Source organism: uncultured Bifidobacterium sp., from assembly GCF_959020155.1.
Classification (GTDB): Bacteria; Actinomycetota; Actinomycetes; order Actinomycetales; family Bifidobacteriaceae; genus Bifidobacterium.
Genome location: NZ_CAUERC010000008.1, coordinates 12,979 through 35,585, shown reverse-complemented (window position 1 = coordinate 35,585; position 22,607 = coordinate 12,979). Strand labels below are relative to the sequence as shown.

Here is a 22,607-nt window from a genome sequence, read left to right as displayed (position 1 = left end):
CCGTTTTATCGGCAAACATGTGCGATTGGCGCACCGAAACCAGCGCACAGTTGTTATCGAGAACCGTTCTCTGCGCACTGTTTCGCGCCCTCCCGCTAATATGGGGGCGTTCGAAAGGGAGTTTCATGGCATCACACCGCAAACCGTCCGCGCAAACCTACGATCCGCGCACGGTCAAGGAGCATATCGTCGAGACGCCGCTGAACGAGGAGATGAGCAAGTCCTTCCTCGAGTATGCGTATTCGGTGATTTACGCACGCGCACTGCCCGATGCGCGCGATGGCTTGAAGCCGGTGCAGCGCCGCATCGTCTACCAGATGGGCGAGATGAACCTGACTCCCGACCGCCCATATATGAAGTCCGCCCGCGTGGTGGGCGAGGTGATGGGCAAGCTCCACCCGCACGGTGATTCCGCGATCTACGAGGCCATGGTGCGTTTGGCACAGCCGTTCGCGATGCGTCTGCCGCTGGTAGACGGCCACGGCAACTTCGGCTCGCTGGATGACGGCCCTGCGGCCTCCCGTTACACCGAGGCCAGGCTTGGCCCAGCCGCTCTCGGCATGAACGCGGATATCGATGAGGACACCGTCGACTTCACGCCGAACTATGACAACAAGCTCAAGGAACCGACCGTGCTGCCGGCCGCCATCCCGAATCTGCTGGTCAACGGCGGCTCGGGCATCGCCGTGGGCATGGCCACGAACCTGGCCACCCACAATCTGGGCGAGGTGGTAAACGCCGCCAAGTTCCTCATGGCGCATTCGGACGCCACCCTGGAACAGCTGATGCGTTACGTGCCCGGCCCCGACTGGCCCACCGGCGGCACGATCATCGGCCGCGACGGCATCCGTGAGGCCTATGCCACTGGCCGTGGTACGCTCACCACGCGCGCCGCCACGCATATCGAGCATGTCACGGCCCGCAAGCAGGCCATCGTGGTCACCGAGCTGCCGTACATGGTGGGCCCGGAGAAGGTAATCGAACGTATTTCCGACGGTGTGAAGAACCGCAAGCTGGAGGGGATTTCCGGCGCGTTCGATCTGACCGATCGTCATAACGGCACGCGTATCGTCATCGAGATCAAGACTGGTTTCGACCCGCATGCGGTTCTGGTGCAGTTGTTCAAGCACACACCGTTGCAAGACAACTTCGCCATGAACAACGTGGCGTTGGTGGAGGGCCGCCCGCACACGATGGGTCTGAAGGAGATGCTTCAGGTGTGGGTGGACCACCGCCGTGTGGTGATTCGCCGCCGCAGTGAATATCGCAAGAAGAAGGCGCTGGAGCGCCTGCACCTGGTCGAGGGCCTGCTGCTGGCCATGTTGGACATCGACGAGGTGATTCAGGTAATCCGCACCTCGGATGATGCGGATGCCGCGAAGAGCCGTTTGATGGTCGTTTTCGATTTGGACGAGGTCCAGGCTCAGTACATCCTCGACCTGCGTCTGCGCCGACTGACCAAGATGAACCGTATCGAGCTTGAGGCCGAACGCGATGATCTGAAGAAGCGTATCGAGGAGCTGACCCGGATCCTGGCCTCCGCCGAGGCGCTCGACCAGGTGGTCACCGACGAGATGGACGAAGCGGTCGCCAAGTGGGGCTCGCCGCGCCGTACCGTGCTGCTGGATGCCGACCCGGATGGCACGTTGACGCCGGTCGTGGCGCAGGGTGCCGGAGCTTCGGGCGTGTCCAAGTCCGCGCTCGAAGCGGTGAAGGCCGCCACTACGATCTCCTCCGCCGAAGCCGATGTGGCCGCAGCCGCAGCCGCGGCCAAGAAGACCGGCGAACAGTCCACGCTGACCGGAGCCTTGAAGATCGAGGACGAGCCGTGCGTGGTGATGATGAGCGCTACCGGTTTGATTGCCCGTACCACGCCAAGCGCGATGGACGTGTTCAATGCACGATCCACTTCCGATGAGCGTTTGAGAGACGATCAGATCACCACAATCTTCGAGACTTCCACGCGCGCTACGTATGGGCTGGTCACGTCGGCCGGCCGCCTGGTGCTCGCGCATGTGGTTGATTTGCCTGCCTTGCCCGCTGCCGCCACATTGTCGCTGAAGGGAGGAGTTCAGGCCGACGAACTGATCGGCATGACCGAATCCACCGATCCGATTCGCGGTGAGCGTGTGATTACGGCGATTGCCATGGAGCAGCCGACGTCCGGCAAGACCAGTGCCAAGGACGAGAGCGAGGATGGCGGAGCCGCCGAGGCCAAGCCGTTGCCGTCGCTGGCTATCGGTACCCGTAACGGTGTCATCAAGCGTTGGAATCGTGAGGCACCCACCACCATGGATTCTTGGCCCGTCATTGATCTGAAAGATGGCGACGAAGTGGTATTCGCCGCCGTGGCCGAGGATGACGACCGTCTGGTGTTCATCTCCTCCGATTCCTCGCTACTGACCTTTAAGGCGAAGAACGTGCGCCCGCAGGGTCGTACTGCGGGCGGTATGGCCGGCATCAAGCTGGCCAAGGGCGCCCGTGTGGCGGCCTTCAACGTGGTTCCCGCCGGCAAGGTGGCATGGACCTATGAAGAGGGCGAGAACGGCTTGACTTCCGGATCCGGTGCAGTGGTGCTCACCGTGGCCGGCGATTCCGATGCACTGCCCGGCACCGAAAACGGCGCGGCGAAGGTCACTCCGCTGGAAATGTACCCCACCAAGGGTCGCGCTACCGGCGGCGTGCGTTCCCAGCGATTCCTGAAGGGCCAGAACACGCTGATTCTTGCCTGGGTGGGCCTCTACCCGTTGCACGCCTCTACATCCGCAGGCTCTCCGGTCGAGCTTCCCAAGCCCGATATGCGCCGAGACGGTTCCGGAGTAGACCTCGCCTCCCCCATCGCCTTCATTGCGTAACCTCAATTAAGCTCCCTCTGATGGGCCGAGCCGTAAAGCAAACACCCCAGTGGGGTGTTTGTAGGCGAGGAGCGAACGATAGTGAGCCAAACAATAGAGAAGAGACCCTAAACCCGGCCTACACTAAGCATTAAGGAGGCGGCGATGAGACTACTGGTTGCCGTATCCAATGAACCGTTGGCCCACGCCATTCATGGTGCCCTGCTTGCCGGTCGTCATGAGGTGTCTTTGGCAAGCACCGGTAGTATCGCGCTCGCCGCTGTCGCCAAGGAGTCATTTGACGCAGTGATTCTTGATGAATCCCTGCTCGGCATTTCCACCGAGCAGCTCATCGAATCCCTACGCAATGCCCGTGCCTCCGTCAAGATTCTGCTGCTGACTTCGACGCCACTCAGCAAAACCATTGGTGAAGGCAGCCGCTGGCGAGCGCTGCCTGACGAGTACGCCCCTATCGAAGAGACGCCCTACAACTCCTTCAGCGCGGATTCACGCGCAAACAACTCAGATGCCGAAGCCGAACAACGCTCGGACAATGCCGCCGCTAGCGCACAAGCTAACGCACGACACCCGGATGTCGTGCTGAGCAAACCATTCTCCGATGGCGAACTGCTCTCATACGTCGGCTCGCTTGCCACCGACTCCCCCGCCATGATCATTCGTGGCAATCTCACGTTGGACACCACGAATCACAAGGCCTACTACGCATCCACTCACAGCGCAATCTCACTGTCCCGTCTGGAATACAGTTTGCTTGAAGCGCTGGTCAAGGCTGATGGCCAGTTCGTCAACACCAGCGAGTTGGTCAAACTTGTCGGCGGCCCATTCTTCGAGCAACAAGGCTTACTCAAGAACGCCCTCTACACACTGGATAAGAAGCTCACCCGCGCCGGCCTCATCATGACCCAACGCGGCTCCAACTACCGCATTCGATAGCTGGGCTCAATCAGTACAGCCGCATGCCTTGGGGAACGGGGGTGAAGCCGGACTGGTGGAGGATGCGGGCGAAGGGGTGACGGGCGTTGAGGGGTTCGCCATTGATGTCGCTGAATGTCACGGAGCCGGTGCCATTGCGTTTGAGGGCGTAGGCCAGTTCTGTGGCGGCCTTGCGCATTTGTTCGTCGGAATCATTGACAGCGGCTTCATGGCTGACCGATTGATCGAACGCTGTCAGGTGCTTGGCTTTGGCGGCCGCGTATAGTAGCGCGCCTTGCGCATTGAGCACGACCGTGGCTCCGATACGGCGTGCCGGTTTACCCGCACCGGCAGGCGCGTCCGGCCACGCGATGGCGGAGCCACTGAGATTTGCGGGGTCGAGCACACTCAATGCCACCACGGACTGGCCGCGATGCTCTGACGGATGACGCAACGCATCCACGGTGTCGCGCTCGGCAAATTGGGCCGCGCCGAAACCACGGACGAACATGCCTCGTACCAGTCGACCATGCTCCTCCATGCGATTCAATACCGGATACAACGCTGAGTAGCCACCCGGGATATTTTCCTTGTCAATCACCGGCTGCGCGATGACGCCATACCTGTCCAGCAACGTCTCGACCAGTGCGAGTGCCCGTTCGGTCTGGTCGGTGTCTTCGGCTTCAGCTTGCCCGATTACGGCGGACCACAAACCTCCTAACGTCATATCCGTAGTGGCTCGGCGAATCGGAGCGACACGCCCACGACGACGTGATGTAGTGGATTTACGCGGGCTTGCTGCGCCTGCGGTTAATGCACGCACCGGCGCGAAGCTGGAATTGGTGACCTTACCTTGCCAGACCAAGCTCCACAAGGCATCCTTGAACTGCTGTTCGCTCCACTCTTGCGGAATGATTTCGCCGGTGTTTGGATTGATGTCCGGCTCCGCGGTCTCATTCCACGCACGTTTGGCGGCATCCATCAGTTGACGGGCATGGAACGCTCCCCCTGAGTCCAGTGCGGTCAGAATCGCTTCCGGCATGGTGGCGTCTGAGGCGTTCGATGTCGTACCATGTTCCACACCGCTGAACAAAATTGAATCCGCCGGATAGAAAGCAACCTCACCGGGGTCCATCGCACTGGTTCCCCCGGTTTTTGAGCCGACCCAGACCACATCGCCGCTGGTCAGCAACTCATCCAGCAATGCAGGTTGGTAGTCTCGTACTCGTGCGGGGAATACTGCCGACTCCCAGAGTGCAGTGGGCAGTGATATGCCCTCCAGCTGCTCGATAACGCGCATGAGCCCGTCAGCACCTTCATATCGTTCGCCGCCGACCGGCCCGATACCTTGTCGGTCGATAAGAAACATCTGGAACGCCTCTGGTTCTACTGGCTTGACTGCTTTACGCGCCTTGGCCAATGAGCGAGACCGAATACGGCGGAATACGTCCTTATGGAGCCACTGTTGGCCTTGCTCGTCATCATCTACAAAGTGGCCTTGCAGCAACTCGCCTTTGGCAGCCAGCACATCCAGAGTGTGCACGGCATCCGTAGCATCGAGGTGTAGATCGGCTATGAGCTGATCGGCGGTGAAAGGACCATGGGTTTTGGCGTAACGGGTCACGCGACCAGTCACATCATCGTCGGCAAGCTCATTCCAGAAAGTGTGCTCCCCCAGTTCCTGTTCGACTTCGCGAATCACGTCCGGGTTGAGCACTTGTGCCATATCGGTGGTGCCGAGCAAGCGTTCGAGCACGTGCGGATCGAGAGACAGCAGTTGCGCGCTACGCTCGGCCTGAGGTTGGTCATACTGGTACATCACCACGCCGACGAAGCCAAAGAGAATGTTCTCGGCGAAAGGCGATGGCGACTCGGTTTCCACGTCCTTCACGGTAATGGTGCCGGCTTGCAATCCGGTCATCACCTCGTTCAGGGCGGGCATGTCGTATACGTCTTGCAAACATTCGCGCGCGGTTTCCAGCAGCAGCGGAAAGTTCTTGGCCATACGTGCGGATTGCAGGAGCTGTGCGGCGCGCAGTCGCTGCTGCCATAGGGGCACGCGACGGCCCGGGTCGGATCGCGGCATGAACAGTGATCGGGCGGCGCATTCGCGGAATCGTGCGGCAAATAGCACGGACTCGCCCACTTGACGCTCTACATCTGCTTTGAGGTCTTCTGGGTCGAAAAGGAACAGGTCTTGAGCAGGAATATGTCCGTCACCGTCCGGTAGCTGAATGACGATACCGTCATCGGCGGCATATACCTGCCCGTCGAAACCGTAGCGTTGGCGCAGTCTGCGGCTGATGGCCATGGACCACGGTTCGTGAACGCGGCGGCCGAAGGGGCTTAACAGCACGATGCGCCATCCGCCGTCTTCATCGCGTGTGCGCTCCACGATAAGGGTTTGGTCGCTGGGGACTGCACCAGTGGCGGCTTGTTGCTCGGAGAGTAGGCGGGCCAAGTTGGTGATGGCGTTGGCATCTAGGCCATCGTGGTGGAGACGGGTGAGGATTGTTGGGATGAAGGTTGGGACAGCTGGACCTTCTGCGGCAGACCTCCCCTCAGTCCGCTTCACGTCTAATCCGGCGGCGATTTCTCGGGTGAAGCGGGCTATGGTACGGCTGAAACCGTAGTCACGGCCAGCGCCTTCACCGTGCCAGAACGGCAGGCGGGCGGTGCGGCCCGGAGCCGGAGTCACGACCACACGATCACGGGTGATTTCCTGAATCTGCCATGTGGAGGTGCCGAGCGTAATGACATCGCCCACGCGCGATTCGTAGACCATCTCCTCATCCAACTCGCCGACGCGACGCTGGCCTTTGCCGGCGTCCGCCTCAGGCAGGACCACGGTGTACAGCCCTCGATCGGGAATCGTACCGCCAGAGGTAACGGCCACTTTCTGCGAACCGGGACGGGCGGAAATCAGGCCATTATCCCGATTCCATACCAGTCGCGGCCGGAAGGCCGAGAATTCCTCGCTGTTGTATTCGCCGGACATCATGCCGATTACCGCATCGAACATGTCACGTGGCAGTTCGGCAAACGGCGCAGCACGACGCACTGTGGCATACCAGTCATCAGCGTTCAAATCGTGCATCGCGGCAGCGGCCACGGTCTGCTGGGCAAGAATATCGAGCGGATTGCGCGGCACGGCCAATGGTTCTATATCGCCGGCAATCATGGCTTCCAGACTCGCGGCCCCAGTGACAATCTGCTGACGGGTGAGCGGGTAGAACAATGCGTGAGAGACGCCACCGACCTGATGATCGGCACGGCCTACACGCTGCAATCCGGAGGAGACCGACAACGGCGTATCGACTTGAATCACCAAGTCGACCGAGCCCATATCAATGCCGAGCTCCAAACTGGAGGTGGCCACCACGCAACGCAATTCACCACGTTTAAGCCGTTCCTCAATCATTTTGCGACGGTCTTTGGAAACCGACCCATGATGAGCCATGGCGATGACATCATCGCCCTCATGTGAGCCGACAAGCATGGTGGTGGAGCCGACCACAGCATCGTAATGCGTGGAGAACCCTTCGCGGCCTTCCGGAGAGCCCAGATCCCGCACAGTGTCGGGATTGGTGCCATGCCGGGTCTGCGCATACAGATCGTTCAAGCGCGCAGTGAGTTTCTCAGCCACACCACGCGAATTAACGAACACCAATGTAGTGCGGTGCGCGAGAATCTCATCCAAAATACTGCGTTCCACCACGGGCCAAATGGAACCGGAGGTACGGTCGCCCGCCGCTCCAACCAACGCGGAGGAATCGAACGCATCACTCGCATCAGAATCGTCCCCAGAAGTGGAAGAAACATCTCTATCATCCACCGGCACAATGCCCCTGCGTTCAGCAAGTCGCTGCATGGCCGGCGTGACACCACTGATATGCGGAGCGGACCGTTCAGCATCCACGCCACCGACACGCTGCTTGGCATTCACGGACTGCAAATCACGCATGTTTTCCAACGGCTCAATCATGCGCAAATCCATTGCAGGCCGCCCACCGGGATTCACGATGGTAACCGGTTGCCCGCCGCCCAGGAATCGCGCCGCCTTTTCAGGCGGATTCACCGTAGCGGATAGACCAATGCGCTGCATATGACGATCGCCACGGCCAGCATCGACGGCGGCATCACCGCCCTCATCAGCATCTGCATCGATTGCATCTCGCTTGCGCGATTCTGTGACAAGGTTCTCCAGCCGTTCCAGACTTACCGCCAAATGTGCGCCGCGCTTGGTGCCCGCCACTGCATGAATCTCATCGACGATCACCGTATCGACAGTGCCGAGAATCCGCCCTGCCTTCGAAGTGAGCAACAAATACAACGATTCTGGCGTGGTAACGAGGATATCCGGTGGATGGGAGGCTATGCGTCGCCGCTCCTGTGCGGTGGTGTCGCCTGAACGAGTGGCGACCGCGATCTTCGGCACGGGCAGCCCTTGCGCCTCGCATTGTGCAGCAATGCCCTCCAAAGGCTGTTCTAGGTTCTTGGCCACATCGGCCGCGAGCGCCTTTAACGGCGAGATATACAGCACACGCACACCGGCACGCCGCGTGCGTGGCACGGTCATCAATCGGTCGATGGCTGAGAGAAACGCGGCCAATGTTTTACCGGAACCGGTAGGGGCGATGACCAAGACATTGCGACCGGAATGGATTGCCGGCCATGCCTGAGCCTGTGCCTCGGTCGGCTGACCGAAGGCATGCTCGAACCACATCTTGGTGGGTTCGGAAAACAGGCTCAGGCTTTCGTACATATGTACGATTATAGGTCAGCTGAAGTAGGCGATGACTTCTTCGGCGGTACCGTAGGCACTTTGGGCACCAAGCTTGGTGGCCGCATAGGCGGAGACGTAGGAGCCGATTTGCGCGGATTGCAGCAGCGTATGACCGGCGGCCAAGCCAGCCAGCACGGTCCCCATGAACGAGTCGCCGCAACCGGTGGTGTCCACTGCATTGACTTGCGCGGCGGATACGCGATGCCAACGTCCGTTCTCGATCACCACCGATCCCGACGCACCAAGCGTCACTATCGCCCGGTCGAATCCGTAATCGGTGAATCGTTCGGCGACCTCATACCAGTCGAGTGATTCCACGTCATCATCCGGCAGGCCCAGCAGTTGAGCCACTTCATGCTGGTTGACCAGCAGAATATCCGTGGCTTCCACCAGTTCGTGAGGCAGCTCGTCCATAAATGGCGAGTCGTTGAGCAGCACGGTCACGCCAGCGTCATGCGCGGTCTGCGCGGCGGCGATAACGGTGGCAATCGGGCTCTCCAAACACAGTCCCAATACCGCGCATTCGGCGATGGTCGTGCGATGTGATTGCACATAGCCGGCACTTGCCTTGGCATTGGAACCCGGCGAATAGACGATGGTGTTCTCGCCCTCAGCGCTCACGGTGATTACCGTGGTGCCGCTGGGGCCTTCGACATGCAGGATATCGGCGGTGTCGACGCCGGCCTCATCCAGCTTGCTTAATAGGAAGTCCGCGTTGGAGTCCTCGCCCACCGCGCCCAGCAACTGGACATTGACACCGAGACGAGCGGCGGCAGACGCCTGATTCGCGCCCTTGCCGCCCGGCAGCACTTTCATGGCACCACCATTGACGGTTTCACCTGGCTTGGGTAGTCGTTTAGTGGTTACGGTGTAATCGGCGTTCATCGAGCCGACCACGATTACCGAGCCCGGCGCATCCTTCAGCGCTTCCAATCGTTCCCGTACGGGCTCGGGCATCTGTTCATGTTCTTCTTCACTTATCACCATGGGCTCCAAGCATAGTAGGCGTCGGGCCCAAATGCGCATATGATCAGCCGCGCAACTTGCGAAGACGCTCGTGCATGGCCACCATCAGCACCAAGAGCACCAGCAAATACCACGGGTAGAGACTGATTGTCGCATATTGCGCGATGATGCCGAACAGTGGCGGCATGAGCAGTGAGCCCACATAGGCGCAGGCCATCTGCACGCCGACGATGGCCTGCGATTTGTCTTCGCCGAAGTAGGCCGGCGTCGAGTGGATGACGCACGGATAAATCGGCGCGCACCCGAAGCCGATGACCACCAGCCCAACGACCACGCCAAGGTGGTGAGGCAATGGCACGAACATGGTGAGGATGCCGGCGAACACCAGCACTTGGCCGAGGCGAATCATGACCGGGTCCTTGAATCGCATGGTCAGGAAGCCGGAAAGCGCACGGCCCACGGTGATGCCTACGTAGAATAGGCTGGCCCAGCTGGCGGCGGTGATCTTGTCGATGCCGCTGTGCATCACCATATAGCTGGAGGCCCACAGGCCCGCCGTGGATTCGACGGCGCAGTAGCAGAAGAACATCACGAGGATTTCCTTGGCACCGCGAATGGCGAGCACGCCGGCCACGCCGAGCGGTTTGCGTTCAGCAACAGACACCCCTTCAGCAGTGCCAAATCTCTCGGCATTGCCGTCAGATGATGCGGTGTCATCGGTCGATTCGCCGACCGCAATTGCGCCACGTTTCTTCCACAGTGGCAGGCTCAGCACCAGGATGACGGTCAGCATCACCTGCAGGATCGCGATGTACCGATAGCCCCACGGCCAACCTTGGCCTTGAGAGAGCGCATAGCCCATGATGTAGGGGCCGACCGATGCGCCGACGCCCCACATGCAGTGCAGCCAGCTCATATGCCGGCTTTCGTAGTGAATGGCTACGTAGTTATTGAGCGCCGCATCCACTCCGCCCGCGCCAAGGCCGTATGGTATGGCGATGGCCAACAGCACCCAGTAATTCGAGGTAACGGAGAAACCGGCCAAGGCCGCCGCAGTCAACGCCACCGAAACGGCGGTGACCTTGCCTGCCCCGAATTTCAATGTCATTCGGTCCGAAAGCAGCGCCGAGACGATCGTGAACATGGAAATCACCGCGGAGATGCCGCCGGCCCACGCCACCGGCACGTTCAGATCCTGGCTCATGGTGGGCCATGCGGATCCGAGTAGCGAATCCGGCAATCCCAGACTGATAAACGCCACATAGATGACGGCAAGCAACAGACTGGCCATGTCCCATCTCCCATTCACAGTACGGCACCGGTTGTGATAACGATGTCATCAGTCTATCGAATAGCGCTTCAGCAACACGCAAACATCACAGTTTGGAGTCTTGCCCGCAGTACACCGGCGTGGAATCGGCTACGCCGCGCGGGTCAAAGCCGATGATGTCGTAGTTGTCCTTGAGATAATCGGCGGCGGTGCACTCGATGAAATCCTGATGATATACCGCAGCACCCTCTGACGAAATAGCTGTCCGCCAAAGACGGACTGAGGGGAGAGAAATACGAGTAGCCCGCTACCACCCGAGGCCTCTCCCCCAGTCAGCTTCGCTGACACCCCCTCATCAGAGGGAGCTTGAGATAGGACGGTCAGGTATCGATCTTGGAGCGGTCGAAATCGTCGGCGTTGTCGACGATGAACTGCTTGCGCGGCGGCACGTCGTCGCCCATCAGCAGGCTGAAGATCTCGGATGCCTGGGCGGCGTCCTCCATGCGGATGCGGCGCAGCATACGCGTGCGCGGATCCATGGTGGTGTCCGCCAACTGGTCGGCGTCCATCTCGCCCAGACCCTTGTATCGCTGGATGTCGTCGTTGTATCCGATGTGCTTCTTGTCGAGGTCGGCCAGCTTGCCGGCCAGCTCGTCATCGGAATACGTGTAGATATATTCGCCCTTGTGCGAGCCGGTCAACGCGATGCGGTGCAGCGGCGGCACTGCGGCATACACGTAGCCGTGTTCGATAAGCGGCCGCATGTACCGGTAGAACAGCGTCAGCAGCAGGATACGGATATGAGCACCGTCCACATCGGCATCGGTCATCATGATGATCTTGTGGTAGCGCGACTGTTCGATGTCGAAGCTCTGGCCGGAGCCGGCGCCCACCACCTGGATGATGGCCGCGCACTCCTTGTTGGAGAGCATCTGCGTGATCGACGCCTTCTGCACGTTCAGAATCTTGCCTCGAATCGGCAGCAGCGCTTGGAAACCGGCGTTGCGGGCGGCCTTGGCGGTACCGAGTGCGGAATCACCCTCGACGATGAACAGTTCGGCCACGTCGTCATTGCCCGGCTGGCAGTCGGAGAGTTTGGCCGGCATCGAGGCGGATTCGAGCGCGTTCTTGCGGCGCGTGACCTCCTTGGCCTTGCGCGACTGGATGCGTGCGTGCATTTCGCCGACGATCTTCTCCAGCACGCGGCCGGATTGTTCCTTGTACCCGCGCTTGGAGCCGGTGATCATCTCGCCGAATTGCTTGTCGGTGAGCCGGGTGACGATCGGCTTGACCTGCGCGGTGCCGAGCACATCCTTGGTCTGGCCTTGGAACTGAGGTTCGGCCACGCGTGCGGTGACCACGGCCACGAGTCCGGCTTGGATGTCGTCGCGCTCCACCTTCATGGCGGAGTCCTTCATGTTCACCTTGAGCTTGCGGGCGTTGTCTTCCACCGCCTTGCGAATCTGCTTGGTGATGGCGTTCATGAAACCGTCCACGTGAGTACCGCCGCCGGGCGTCTCCACGATGTTCACGAAGCTCATGATTGTGGTGTCGTAGCCGTTGACCCATCGCAGGGCGATGTCCACGCCGCAGGTGCGTTCGATTTCCTGGGCGTGCAGTTCGCCGCCCTCACCCACGGCCTGGGTCTCCTCCTTATAGGTGCCCTCGCCTTGGATGCGCCAGATGTCGGAGATCGGCTCGCCTTTGGACAGGAAGTCGACGAAGTCCTTGACGCCGCCTGTGTGCAGGAATTCCACGACGCGCGGGTGCGCGGGCTGTTCGCCGAACGCGCCATCAACGACCTGGTCGCCGGCCGTCAGTGAGAAGTCCTCCTCGGCCGGGCTCTCGGCATCGTCGGACGAGACATCCAAGGCCGGTGCCTGGTCTTGCGCAGGTTCGACTGTTGCGTCATCAGTGGCCTTGACGGTGTCAGTCGCCGCCGTTTCCGGTACGTTTTCGTCGATGATGGTGATTTTGAGGCCGGGCACCAGGAAGCTGGTCTGACGCACGCGGTCGATGAGCTGTTCGTATGAGAACTCGGCGGTTTTGTTGAAGATCTCCGGATCATACCAGTAGCGAATACGGGTACCAGTGGTTTTGGGAGATACCTTGCCGATGATTTCCAGCTCGGTGGGTCGGTTCTTGCGAGTGCGCTTGAACGGGGAATCGGGAGACGGATTGGCCGGGTCGGCATCCGTGTATACGCCAGGGTGACCTTGGTGGAAGGTCATGTGGTGCGTCTTGCCGTCACGATCCACTTCGACGTCCAGTCGGGAGCTCAGGGCATTGACCACGGAGGAGCCCACGCCGTGCAGGCCACCGACGGCGTTATAAGACGAGTTGCCGAACTTGGCACCGGCGTGCAGTTTGGTCAGTACGACCTCCACGCCGGACAGGCCGGTTTTCGGTTCCTTGTCCACCGGGATGCCTCGGCCATTGTCCGCGACTTCCACGGAACCGTCGGTGTGCAGGGTGACCACAATGTCGTTGCAGAAGCCGGCCAAGGCCTCGTCCACGGAGTTGTCGATGATCTCCCACAGGCAGTGCATAAGCCCCTGCGAGTCGGTGGTGCCGATGTACATGCCCGGACGCTTGCGTACCGCATCCAAGCCCTCAAGAACAGCTAGGTCCTTGGCACCGTATTCTTCTTTGGGCATACAGTCCTATTTTTCTCTTCAAATGCTTGGCTCCCCTCACAGAGGGGAGCCAGATGATCATTGATCCAGGAAGTCGCGCAGGGTCTGCGAACGGGATGGGTGGCGCAGCTTGGACATGGTCTTGGACTCGATCTGACGGATGCGTTCACGGGTCACGCCATACACACGGCCGATGTCGTCCAGCGTCTTCGGCTGGCCGTCTTCCAGGCCATAGCGCATCTTGATGACGCCGGCCTCACGCGGAGACAGGGTTTCCAGCACCTGCTTGAACTGTTCCTGCAGCAGGGAGAAGGCCACGGCGTCGGACGGAGCGATGGCGTCGGTATCCTCAATGAGGTCACCGAACTCGGAATCGCCATCCTCGCCAAGCGGGGTGTGCAGGGAAATCGGCTCGCGGCCGTACTTCTGCACTTCCTGCACCTTCTCAACCGGCATATCCAGCTCGCGGGCCAGCTCGTCCGGCGTAGGTTCACGCCCCAGATCCTGCAGCATCTGGCGCTGTACACGGGACAGCTTGTTAATCACTTCGACCATGTGCACAGGCACGCGAATGGTGCGGGCCTGATCGGCCATGGCACGGGTGATGGCCTGACGAATCCACCACGTGGCGTAGGTGGAGAACTTGAAGCCCTTCTTCCAGTCGAACTTCTCGACGGCACGAATCAGACCAAGGTTGCCTTCCTGGATCAAATCAAGGAAGAGCATGCCGCGACCCGTGTAGCGCTTGGCGAGCGAGACCACAAGTCGTAGGTTGGCTTCCAGCAGATGGTCCTTAGCCTTCTTGCCGTCGGCGGCGGCCCACTTGAGTTCACGCTTGCGCTTGAACTCCATGCCTTCGCTTTCGGTGTCGAGCAGGTGCTGGGCGTACAGGCCGGCCTCGATGCGCTCGGACAGGTCGACTTCCTGCTCGGCATTCAGCAGGCTCACACGGCCGATCTGCTTCAGGTAGTCCTTGACCGGGTCGGCGGTTGCGCCGGCCGCAATCACACGACGCTTCGGATTGCCCGAGGGGATGATGTTTTCTTCCTCATCATCCGTGTCGGAGACCACGTAGGCACCCTTTTCCTTGGGCTGCTCGGGTGCCTTGGACTTGGCTTCTTCCTCGTCCTCGTCGTCTTCCACATCATCGTCGTCGGCATCGTCCTCATCGAGGTCTTCGTCGTCGGCATCGTCTTCGTCAACGTCGTCAAGATCCTCGTCGAGATCGTCAACGTCCAAATCGTCGTCGTTGACCTCGGCATCGTCATCAAGCTCGTCATCGACCTGAGTGTCCTCGTCTTTGACGAGCTCATCGTCCTTGGCCTTCTTCGCGGTTTTCTTCGCAGCGGACTTGCGCGTGGTCTTTTTCGAGGGCTCTGCGGACTTGGACTTCTTGGCGGAAGTCTTGCGTGCGGTGGTCGTAGAGCTGGCCTTCTTCTTGGTCTCGGTCTCCTCGCTGGACTCGGCTGTCTGCTTGGTTGCCGTCGTTTCCTTCGTGGCCAAAACTGCTCCTCCTGATCTCTCGCCGTGAAGTGCATATACCACATGGGCCCACTTCTGGCAAGGGCAAATCGTCAACTATGTGAGTAAACCACCCTCCACGGACGATTATTCCCACATCGTTGCCCGACGTGTTGCCGATCACCACACGCTTTCCTTCCGCGCATCGCGCGTAAAACCTCGGAAATCCGCCGTTTCTGTTCACTCAGCCCGAGCACCATGCCGGTGCCACGCCTCGATCGGCGGCTGAGAATATCATCGCCGCCAGCGAACAATCCTCATCGAGCAGCAGGCATCGCAAGGCGAACACCATTGCTCGCGGATCGCCCAGCCACCATAAGGTGTAGGCGATTACGGCCAATGGCTGTATGCAGTACGGCACCGGTGAGGCTTCGGCGATATCGAGCAACATACCGATGCCGGCATGGCAACGCTCCTTATCCGGCATCATGCCTTCATCCTCGAATGCGCAAGTCAGCAGCTCGCCCATTCGTGTTCTCGTACGCGCCAGATGCGGTCGCGCCGCGAATTCCATAAGCCATGACTTGGGGCAACGGCTTTCATCAATAACCAACGAGAGAATCAGCGCATCACGAATCGATAAGGTCTCACGCATGCCCACCGCAAACGCGGCCATCGTCTCTCGGCCTAGGTCGGTGTTCCCGGCATCAAGACAAGACAGCCATTCGTCCAATGGTTCGGCCACCCAGTCGGCATTAGCCTGTTGCGCGCCTCGAAGTCGTCGATCATTGCGAAATTCCTGTGATCTCGTCTCCAACTCGTCAAAGCCAAAGGGCTCCGTCTGCTCGGCGGCGTGCCGTTTGGCGTGTCGGCTCTTACGCGGCTTGTGCGGCGTGTTGTTGTTCATCATGTCCTCCTTGACTAATGGTGTGCAATCTATTGGTGTTGTGGTGCGCGCCGAGCCGGATAGCTCATGCGCCGAGGGGGTGTGTGCCCACTATGGCTGAAAACGCCGTATGACGCAGGAAAAAACGACCATTGTGGTTCTAGCTTCAAAACCCTTGATTCCCAACGTTCTTGTGTTCTTCAAACCCTGTGGATAAGTTATTAGGCATGTGCACAACTGCTAACAACCGCGAAATCATCGAGCCACGCATCATTCAGTTGGTGCGGGAACTGACTGCCGCCCCCGCCACCGACGAGGTTGCCGACGCCCTGAAACCGGTGATGGAACAGGTTGTGGACCAAGCCGCCTCCTCCAGCCAAGGAGGCAAACGACTGCGTGCGCTGCTCGCGTTGGACGCCTTCGATATTCTTGCCGGCGACGTGACGCCTGATCGGCGTGACGCCATGATCGACCTGGCCTGCGCCATTGAAGTGTTTCAGACGGCCGCACTGGTGCATGACGACATCATCGACGAATCCGATCTGCGCCGGGGCAGGCCTTCCGCACATCGTGCCTTGGAACAGGCCGTACACAGCGGTGCCATAGGCCGTGGCTTGGGCCTGATGCTCGGCGACATTCTGGCCACCGCCTGCATTGAAATCACACGCCGGTCCGCCAGCCGTCTTCCCAACACCGATGCCCTGAACGAGGCGTTTCTTACCATGCAACGCGAGGTGGAAATCGGCCAGGTACTGGACTTGGCCGTCGAGATGACCCCACTGTCCAATCCCGAAGCTCTGGCGAACGCCTCATTGAACGTATTCCGCTGGAAGACAGCCAGTTACACCACCATCGCTCCACTGCTGCTTGCACTGCTGGCCGCAGGAGAGAGCCCGGATCAGGCCAGGCATTGCGCGTTGGCCGTCGGCCGGCCGCTCGGACTGGCGTTCCAACTGGCGGATGACCTGTTGGATGTCGTCGGATCAAGCCGCAATACCGGAAAACCAGTTGGCGGAGACATCCGAGAAGGCAAACGCACAGTGCTGTTGGCTGATGCTCTGTCTGCGGCAGATACGGCGGATAAGGCCGATCTGATTGCCATCTTCGAAGAAGATTGTCGCAATGACAACCAGGTGGCCCGCACCATTGAACTGTTCACGTCGACCGGTGCTCTTGATCGATCCCGCGAGCGCATCGCTGCCCTATGGGGTGAGTCCCGTAAGGCGATTGCCGGTCTTGAGCTGAATTCCGAAGCGCAACGCCGTCTGACCGAGGCTTGTGCGCGATTCGTCCCCGAATCCTTGCGATAGTTCACAATGCGAGCCGCCGGACCATGAGACCATGAACACCGGTGAAAACCCGTGAAAGCTATGCGCTGATGCTCCGGCCGCGTAACCGGGGCCATGTACACTGAACATGTTTAGTCGTGATTAAAGGAACCGTACGATACAACATGAGTGAGAACGAGCCCGCACAGATGATTGAGGGACGCTACCGCATCGTGCGCAATATCGCCGAGGGTGGTATGGCCACCGTGTATGAGGCCATCGATGAGCGTCTGGGGCGCACCGTGGCGATTAAGGTCATGCACACACAACTCGCCAAAGGCCCGCATCGGGAGCAGTTCGTCGAACGGTTCCGCCGCGAGGCCAATTCGGCCGCGTCCATCGCCAACCCGCACATCGTTCAGGTGTATGACACCGGCGAGTTCAATGGACTTGATTTTCTGGTCATGGAATATGTGCATGGCGTCAATCTGCGGCATGAGATGAACGCCCAAGGCACATTCTCCGTACGTGAGACGCTGCGCGTGGTCGCGGAGACGCTGGATGGTCTGGCTTCCGCACATCGCGCCGGCGTGGTTCACCGTGACATCAAGCCCGAGAACATTTTGATCAATGATCGCGGCCATGTGCAGATCACTGATTTCGGTCTGGCCAAGGCCGCCAGCCAGGCCACATTGAGCTCCACCGGCATGCTATTGGGCACCGCCGCTTATCTGGCTCCCGAAATGATCGAGAACAATCAGGCCACCGCGCAAGGCGACCTGTATTCGGTGGGCATCATGGCATGGGAGATGCTGACCGGCAAGGTGCCGTTCGATTCGGATAATCCGGTGACGCTTGTTTTCAAGCATGTTCATGAGGACGTGCCGTCCGTGGCCACGGTCTGTCAGGGCATTGATCCGTCCGTGGCGGCGTTCATCGCCCATCTGACCGCGCGTCAGGTGGATGCCCGCCCCACCGATGGCGCGGCAGCAGCTGAGGAATTGAGCCAGTTGGCCGCCAAATTGCCGCTGGAGGCGTGGCAATACCGTTTGCATGCCGAACCCATCGGAGGTGATCATACCGATGCCACCGCTGCAGCGCTGGTAGGCAATATCGCCGAGCAGGCCCCGCTGACCGGCGTACCTGCCGGTGCAGCAACGTTCAAGCCGTCCGTACCAGCGTTTTTGGCCGATGATGTCGCAAGCAATACCGTCGATACCGGTGGCGCCGCAGACGTCAATCCTCCGGCTCCTCCGGTCGCCCCCACCACGGCACTTGATTCGTCGACGCCAGCCGATGCTTCGGCTCCCCATAAGACGCAAATCATGGCACAGTCCGGCAGCGAGACACAAGTGCTGCCTCAGGCCGGCGATGCCTTCACCCGAGCGCTTGCCTTTTCCGATGAGCCGGACGTCGCTTCCAACGGCACCGGGCCAAAGAAGCAGCGCAGCAAAAAACCGCTCATCATCGTACTGGTGATCGTGCTGGTACTGGCTGCAATCGGCGGAACCGCCGGCTGGTGGTGGTTTGCCGGACCGGGCAGCTATTGGAGTGTGCCCAAGCCGGATGACGTGACCTGCGATGCGAATGCAAGCACCGAATGCTCGTTGGCCGGCGCGGATTGGGCCACGTATGAGAGCACGTTGAAGGCTCTCGGCATCCCCTACAAGACGCACAAGGAATACAGCGACGACGTGGCGGAAGGCAAGATCATCTCTTCTTCCGTGAACAAGACCAAGGCCGTTGTGAACAGCCGCATAAGCAAGCGAGCCAATCAGGAGCTTACGGTGGTGGTGTCCAAGGGCGTGCGGATGACCACCATCCCGAAGGATATTCTCGACGCGAATTCGGCCAATGGCAAGGACCCGTTGAACGCGCTCAAGAAGGCCGGCTTCGATAATGTCAAGCATGACGAGTCGAAGGATGAGTATTCGATGGACACGCCGCAGGGTGTGGCATTGACGATCTCCCCTGATCCCGGTACCACGGCCAAGCACAACGATGAGGTGACGGTTACTTTGAGCAAGGGACCGATGCCGGTGACCATGCCTAACATCGTCGGTAAGACCCAGGATGAGATGCAAGCCGCGCTCGGCGAGTTGAAGCTCACGGCCAATGTCACCGAACAGTACGATGACAAGGTCGAGGCCGGTCAAGTCATTTCCGCGTCTCAGGAAGCCGGAGCCCAGCTGAAGTGGGGCGATAGCGTGGACGTGGTGATTTCCAAGGGTCCGGAGATGGCGACGATACCGTCCGGCCTTGTCGGCAAACAGGAAAGCGCCGTAACCAAGACACTTGAAGGTCTCGGGTTCGAGGTGAAAACCGACAAGGTGCTCGGTGGCCTGTTCGGCACGGTACGTACCGTGAAAAGCGGCGATACGGACCTCTCCAACGGCGGCAAGATTCGCTTGCGCGACGCCAACGGCAACCCCACCGTCATCACCCTCACCATCGTGTGAGATTTGAATGAGGCTCCCTCTGTCTTCAGACGAGGGAGCCTCATTTGTTAATTACTTTTCGGCTTCTTCAGCGGCCTGCTGGGCCTTGAGCTCGGCCTTGACCTTCTGGGCGTATTCGTTCACGAATTCCTGACCGCTCATTTTCTGGATTGCGGTGGAAACACGATCGGTCAGCGAACGCAAATCATCATGTGTAATTTCATCAGCCGGCTTCTTCGCAACCTCAATCGGCTTGCCATACAACACCTTGGTCTTGCCCTTCTTGGGAATCGACGTGCCAATCGGCTGCAGCTTGTCCGAGCCGATGATGGCGGTCGGAACAATCGGGCAACCGGTCTCGAGCGCAAGTCGTGCGGCACCGGTGTGTCCCTTGTACAGTCGACCGTCTGGGCTGCGCGTGCCTTCAATGTGGATACCGAACAGGTGCCCATCCTCGATAATCTCGCGTGCATGCTCGAGTGCGCCAAGCGACTTGCTGCCACCGGAACGATCAACCGGGAACACGCCCACGGACGTGAACCACCACTTCTTGAACTTGCCCTTCAATCCCTTGCCCTCGAAGTATTCGGCTTTGCCCATGAAGTGCACCATGCGCGGGCAGGTAATCGGAATCAAAGCATCGTCAATCACCGCCAGATGGTTGGCTGCGATAATCGCGCCACCCTCTCGAGGCACGTTATTCAGTCCGCTGACAGCAGGGCTCAAACGATGATGAGCAATAGGGCCGAGACCTTTGACGAAGAACCAGTAGAGCACTTGGCATTCCTCCCGCAGACGAACTAGCCATTGGCCGGTCGCCTGATTAGAGTGACAGTTATGACTGAGAACCAGAATAGCAATGCCGACGGAGAGCGGCCAACCCCCACGCCGGGCAACGGACAGGATTCCGATACTTCGTCCAAGTCGTCGACTCCCGGTGCCGCCGGACCGGCCACGAATGGTGCCGATACACCGCAATCGCATGACATGAACGATTTGGATGCGGCGTGGGCCGCGTTCGAAGCCGAGCATCAGGCCGACTTGCATGACGTGGCTTCCTCCAGGCAGGCCAAAAAGTTCGAGAAGCAGGCCAAGAAACGCGAGAAGGAAGCACTGCTTTCCGTAGATGACTTGGATATCGGCTCGTTCACCGATGATGCTCGCCCGAGCCGTGGCGGCAAAAAAGGCAAGCAGTCAGGCCCCCGTGATTTCACCGGCTCCAGCTGGCTGGATACCGATAATGTGATGGACGCCTATGATGATGGCGGCTTCACTCCCCCGAACCCTGATCTTGGTCCGGTCAAAGCATCTACGGTACTGCTGACGGCGTTGCTCATCATCGGTCTCGCAGGCGAAACGGTGATGATATTCGTTCCCGGATTGAACGCGATTCCTCTCTTAGGCGCGCTGCTCAATATTCTCTTCGGGCTGGGCGTCATTTTGGGTCTGGGCGGATTGGTGGCCAAAATCCTCAACCGCAAAGACCGCCCCGGTGATCAGGGTGGCTATTACGACGACGGCGCGAGGGTGTAGTTCGCGTAGGTTGTGTAGTCCTTGGCTCCCCTCTCTGAGGCCGAGCCGTTAAGTAAACAGCCCAGTGGGCTGTTTGTAGGCGAGGTGTGAGCGATAGCGAACCAATGTATCACAGGCGTGGCTCGTCCGTAATTGCGGCCGAGCCAAGATAGGTCACGAATTGAAGTCGATGGACTCCTGCAACTCGAAATAGTTGATAATGAAGGAAAGGTAAACATATTCGAGCAAACCCATTCCATATCACGCCTTGGACTTGGCGGTTTCGATCCACTTGTTGAACAGGGCTTCAGCCTTGCCGGAGTCGACAGCATCCTCGGCCAGCTTGTAGGCCTCGGCGAAGCGCTCGGCCAGTGTGCCGTTGCCGACCAGATTGCCGTCAGCCACGATGGCGGAGGCAGCGTTGAGCAGCGCGGTGGTGCGGGACGTAATGTCCTTGCCGGCCAGGAAGTCCTTAAATGCGTTGGCGTTGACGTCCGGCACGCCGCCCTTGAGCTGGTCGACGGTAATCTTGGCGAGACCCAGATCCACGGTCGGGTCGAACTCGGTTTCGGTGACCTTGCCGTCGCGAATCTCCCAGACGGAAACCGGGCCGGTGGGGGCGAGCTCATCCATGCCCTCATGCGAAGTGTAGACCAAGCCGGACTGACCACGGCTGGCGTAGACGGCAGCCATGATCGGGCTCACCTTGCGGTTGGCGCAGCCGATGGCCACGTGTGCCGGGTTGGCGGGGTTGGTCAACGGTCCCAGGATGTTGAAGACGCACGGAATGCCGAGCGCGGCACGAATCGGGCCCACGAAGCGCATGGCCGGGTGGAAGGTGCGGGCGAACGCGAAGGTGATGCCCACCTCGTCGCCCACTTCGCCGACGGCCTCCGGCTTCAAATCCAGCGGCAGGCCGAGGTCTTCGAGCACATCGGCGGCACCGCACTTCGAAGATGCAGCGCGGTTGCCGTGCTTGACGATCTTCACGCCGGCTGCGGCGGCGGCCACGGAGCCCATGGTGGACAGGTTCACGGTGGCGAAGCCGTCACCACCGGTGCCCACGATGTCGGTGGTCCCACCGGAAACGTTCAGCGGCACGGCGTGGGAGACCATGGCCTTGGCGGCACCACGCACCTCGTCGGCGGTCAGTCCCAGCTGCTGCTGCATAGCGAGCGCGGCACCCACGGCGGCCGGATTGGCGTTACCTTGCATCAGGTCGTCCACGAACCACTCCGATTCCTCAGCAGTAAGGTGGTCTCCCCCGACCAGCTTGGTGAGAATCGACTTCCATGTGATCTCGGCCATGATGCCCTCCTTGGCGTTTCCTACGCCGTGTGATGTATGTTCGCCGCTCATTGTAATGGTTCGTCATTTCAAGGCCCTGAATCTTCCATATTGCAAAATATGGCGCTATTGCTGTTTTCGTGGATGTCGGTTCGTCGTCGAGCCGTTGGTTTCGTAAGCGTGAGGGGCGTTCCCGCGTATTCTGTTTTCCGACCAAAGAAATGAATCACGAAGAACGCCTGGGCAAAAGCCCATTCACCGGATTGCCGAACGTCAAAGGCACGGTTGCAGAGGATGCGCGGATCACGGATTCGCCGCCGCGTTCCGAAC

13 protein-coding genes are annotated in these 22,607 nt (G+C 59.8%); 5 read left to right on the top strand and 8 right to left on the bottom strand.

Features of this window, described 5'->3' with window-relative positions; all coding sequences use genetic code 11:
* Positions 1-125 precede the first annotated feature (125 nt).
* The gene (locus Q5H31_RS03755; protein ID WP_302457517.1) at positions 126-2,855 is read left to right on the top strand and encodes a DNA topoisomerase (ATP-hydrolyzing) subunit A; all 2,730 of its coding nucleotides are present in this window, start codon (positions 126-128) and stop codon (positions 2,853-2,855) included.
* Between the two features lie 144 nt (positions 2,856-2,999).
* Positions 3,000-3,788, top strand: coding sequence for a response regulator transcription factor (locus Q5H31_RS03750; RefSeq protein WP_217743178.1), 789 nt, complete (start codon positions 3,000-3,002; stop codon positions 3,786-3,788).
* 10 nt (positions 3,789-3,798) lie between these two features.
* On the opposite strand, the gene Q5H31_RS03745 is transcribed toward Q5H31_RS03750, so the two are convergent.
* From Q5H31_RS03745 to Q5H31_RS03720, 6 genes are all read right to left on the bottom strand, one after another.
* On the bottom strand, positions 3,799-8,532 hold the full coding sequence (locus Q5H31_RS03745) for a DEAD/DEAH box helicase (protein WP_302457516.1): 4,734 nt from the start codon (positions 8,530-8,532) through the stop codon (positions 3,799-3,801).
* A gap of 15 nt (positions 8,533-8,547) precedes the next feature.
* Positions 8,548-9,540: a ribokinase gene (locus Q5H31_RS03740; RefSeq protein WP_007056771.1), complete on the bottom strand. Its 993-nt coding sequence runs from the start codon at positions 9,538-9,540 to the stop codon at positions 8,548-8,550.
* Positions 9,541-9,583: 43 nt separating this feature from the next.
* Positions 9,584-10,810, bottom strand: a complete 1,227-nt coding sequence (locus Q5H31_RS03735) for a sugar MFS transporter (RefSeq protein ID WP_007056778.1) — start codon at positions 10,808-10,810, stop codon at positions 9,584-9,586.
* Positions 10,811-11,169: 359 nt separating this feature from the next.
* Entirely contained in the window at positions 11,170-13,446 is a 2,277-nt protein-coding gene (locus Q5H31_RS03730; RefSeq protein WP_302457515.1) for a type IIA DNA topoisomerase subunit B, read from the bottom strand.
* Between the two features lie 57 nt (positions 13,447-13,503).
* Positions 13,504-14,928: an RNA polymerase sigma factor gene (locus tag Q5H31_RS03725; protein ID WP_007055162.1), complete on the bottom strand. Its 1,425-nt coding sequence runs from the start codon at positions 14,926-14,928 to the stop codon at positions 13,504-13,506.
* 202 nt (positions 14,929-15,130) lie between these two features.
* The gene (locus Q5H31_RS03720) at positions 15,131-15,793 is read right to left on the bottom strand and encodes a DUF4192 family protein (RefSeq protein WP_007052659.1); all 663 of its coding nucleotides are present in this window, start codon (positions 15,791-15,793) and stop codon (positions 15,131-15,133) included.
* A 206-nt stretch (positions 15,794-15,999) separates the two neighbouring features.
* Between Q5H31_RS03720 and Q5H31_RS03715 the strand changes: the two genes are divergently transcribed.
* Both Q5H31_RS03715 and Q5H31_RS03710 read left to right on the top strand, forming a co-directional pair.
* Entirely contained in the window at positions 16,000-17,082 is a 1,083-nt protein-coding gene (locus Q5H31_RS03715; RefSeq protein WP_007058720.1) for a polyprenyl synthetase family protein, read from the top strand.
* Positions 17,083-17,225: 143 nt separating this feature from the next.
* Positions 17,226-19,499: a protein kinase domain-containing protein gene (locus Q5H31_RS03710; protein WP_011068042.1), complete on the top strand. Its 2,274-nt coding sequence runs from the start codon at positions 17,226-17,228 to the stop codon at positions 19,497-19,499.
* A 51-nt stretch (positions 19,500-19,550) separates the two neighbouring features.
* Here the strand turns inward: Q5H31_RS03710 and Q5H31_RS03705 are convergent, their stop codons facing one another.
* Positions 19,551-20,255 carry a 1-acyl-sn-glycerol-3-phosphate acyltransferase gene (locus Q5H31_RS03705; RefSeq protein WP_007058769.1) on the bottom strand — a complete coding sequence of 235 codons (705 nt, stop codon included), beginning with the start codon at positions 20,253-20,255 and terminating at the stop codon, positions 19,551-19,553.
* Between the two features lie 60 nt (positions 20,256-20,315).
* On the opposite strand from Q5H31_RS03705, the gene Q5H31_RS03700 reads away from it, so the two are divergent.
* Positions 20,316-21,011, top strand: coding sequence for a hypothetical protein (locus Q5H31_RS03700; RefSeq protein WP_007058765.1), 696 nt, complete (start codon positions 20,316-20,318; stop codon positions 21,009-21,011).
* Positions 21,012-21,251: 240 nt separating this feature from the next.
* Here the strand turns inward: Q5H31_RS03700 and trpD are convergent, their stop codons facing one another.
* Positions 21,252-22,298, bottom strand: a complete 1,047-nt coding sequence (gene trpD, locus Q5H31_RS03695) for an anthranilate phosphoribosyltransferase (RefSeq protein ID WP_007055165.1) — start codon at positions 22,296-22,298, stop codon at positions 21,252-21,254.
* Between the last annotated feature and the right edge of the window lie 309 nt (positions 22,299-22,607).

Coding starts and splice junctions, on each gene's coding strand:
- Q5H31_RS03700 (WP_007058765.1), top strand. CDS start 20,316: ATGACTGAGAACCAGAATAGCAATGCCGACGGAGAGCGGCCAACCCCC.
- Q5H31_RS03745 (WP_302457516.1), bottom strand. CDS start 8,532: ATGTACGAAAGCCTGAGCCTGTTTTCCGAACCCACCAAGATGTGGTTC.
- Q5H31_RS03755 (WP_302457517.1), top strand. CDS start 126: ATGGCATCACACCGCAAACCGTCCGCGCAAACCTACGATCCGCGCACG.
- Q5H31_RS03735 (WP_007056778.1), bottom strand. CDS start 10,810: ATGGCCAGTCTGTTGCTTGCCGTCATCTATGTGGCGTTTATCAGTCTG.
- Q5H31_RS03710 (WP_011068042.1), top strand. CDS start 17,226: ATGAGTGAGAACGAGCCCGCACAGATGATTGAGGGACGCTACCGCATC.
- Q5H31_RS03750 (WP_217743178.1), top strand. CDS start 3,000: ATGAGACTACTGGTTGCCGTATCCAATGAACCGTTGGCCCACGCCATT.
- Q5H31_RS03730 (WP_302457515.1), bottom strand. CDS start 13,446: ATGCCCAAAGAAGAATACGGTGCCAAGGACCTAGCTGTTCTTGAGGGC.
- Q5H31_RS03740 (WP_007056771.1), bottom strand. CDS start 9,540: ATGGTGATAAGTGAAGAAGAACATGAACAGATGCCCGAGCCCGTACGG.
- Q5H31_RS03715 (WP_007058720.1), top strand. CDS start 16,000: ATGTGCACAACTGCTAACAACCGCGAAATCATCGAGCCACGCATCATT.
- trpD (WP_007055165.1), bottom strand. CDS start 22,298: ATGGCCGAGATCACATGGAAGTCGATTCTCACCAAGCTGGTCGGGGGA.
- Q5H31_RS03720 (WP_007052659.1), bottom strand. CDS start 15,793: ATGAACAACAACACGCCGCACAAGCCGCGTAAGAGCCGACACGCCAAA.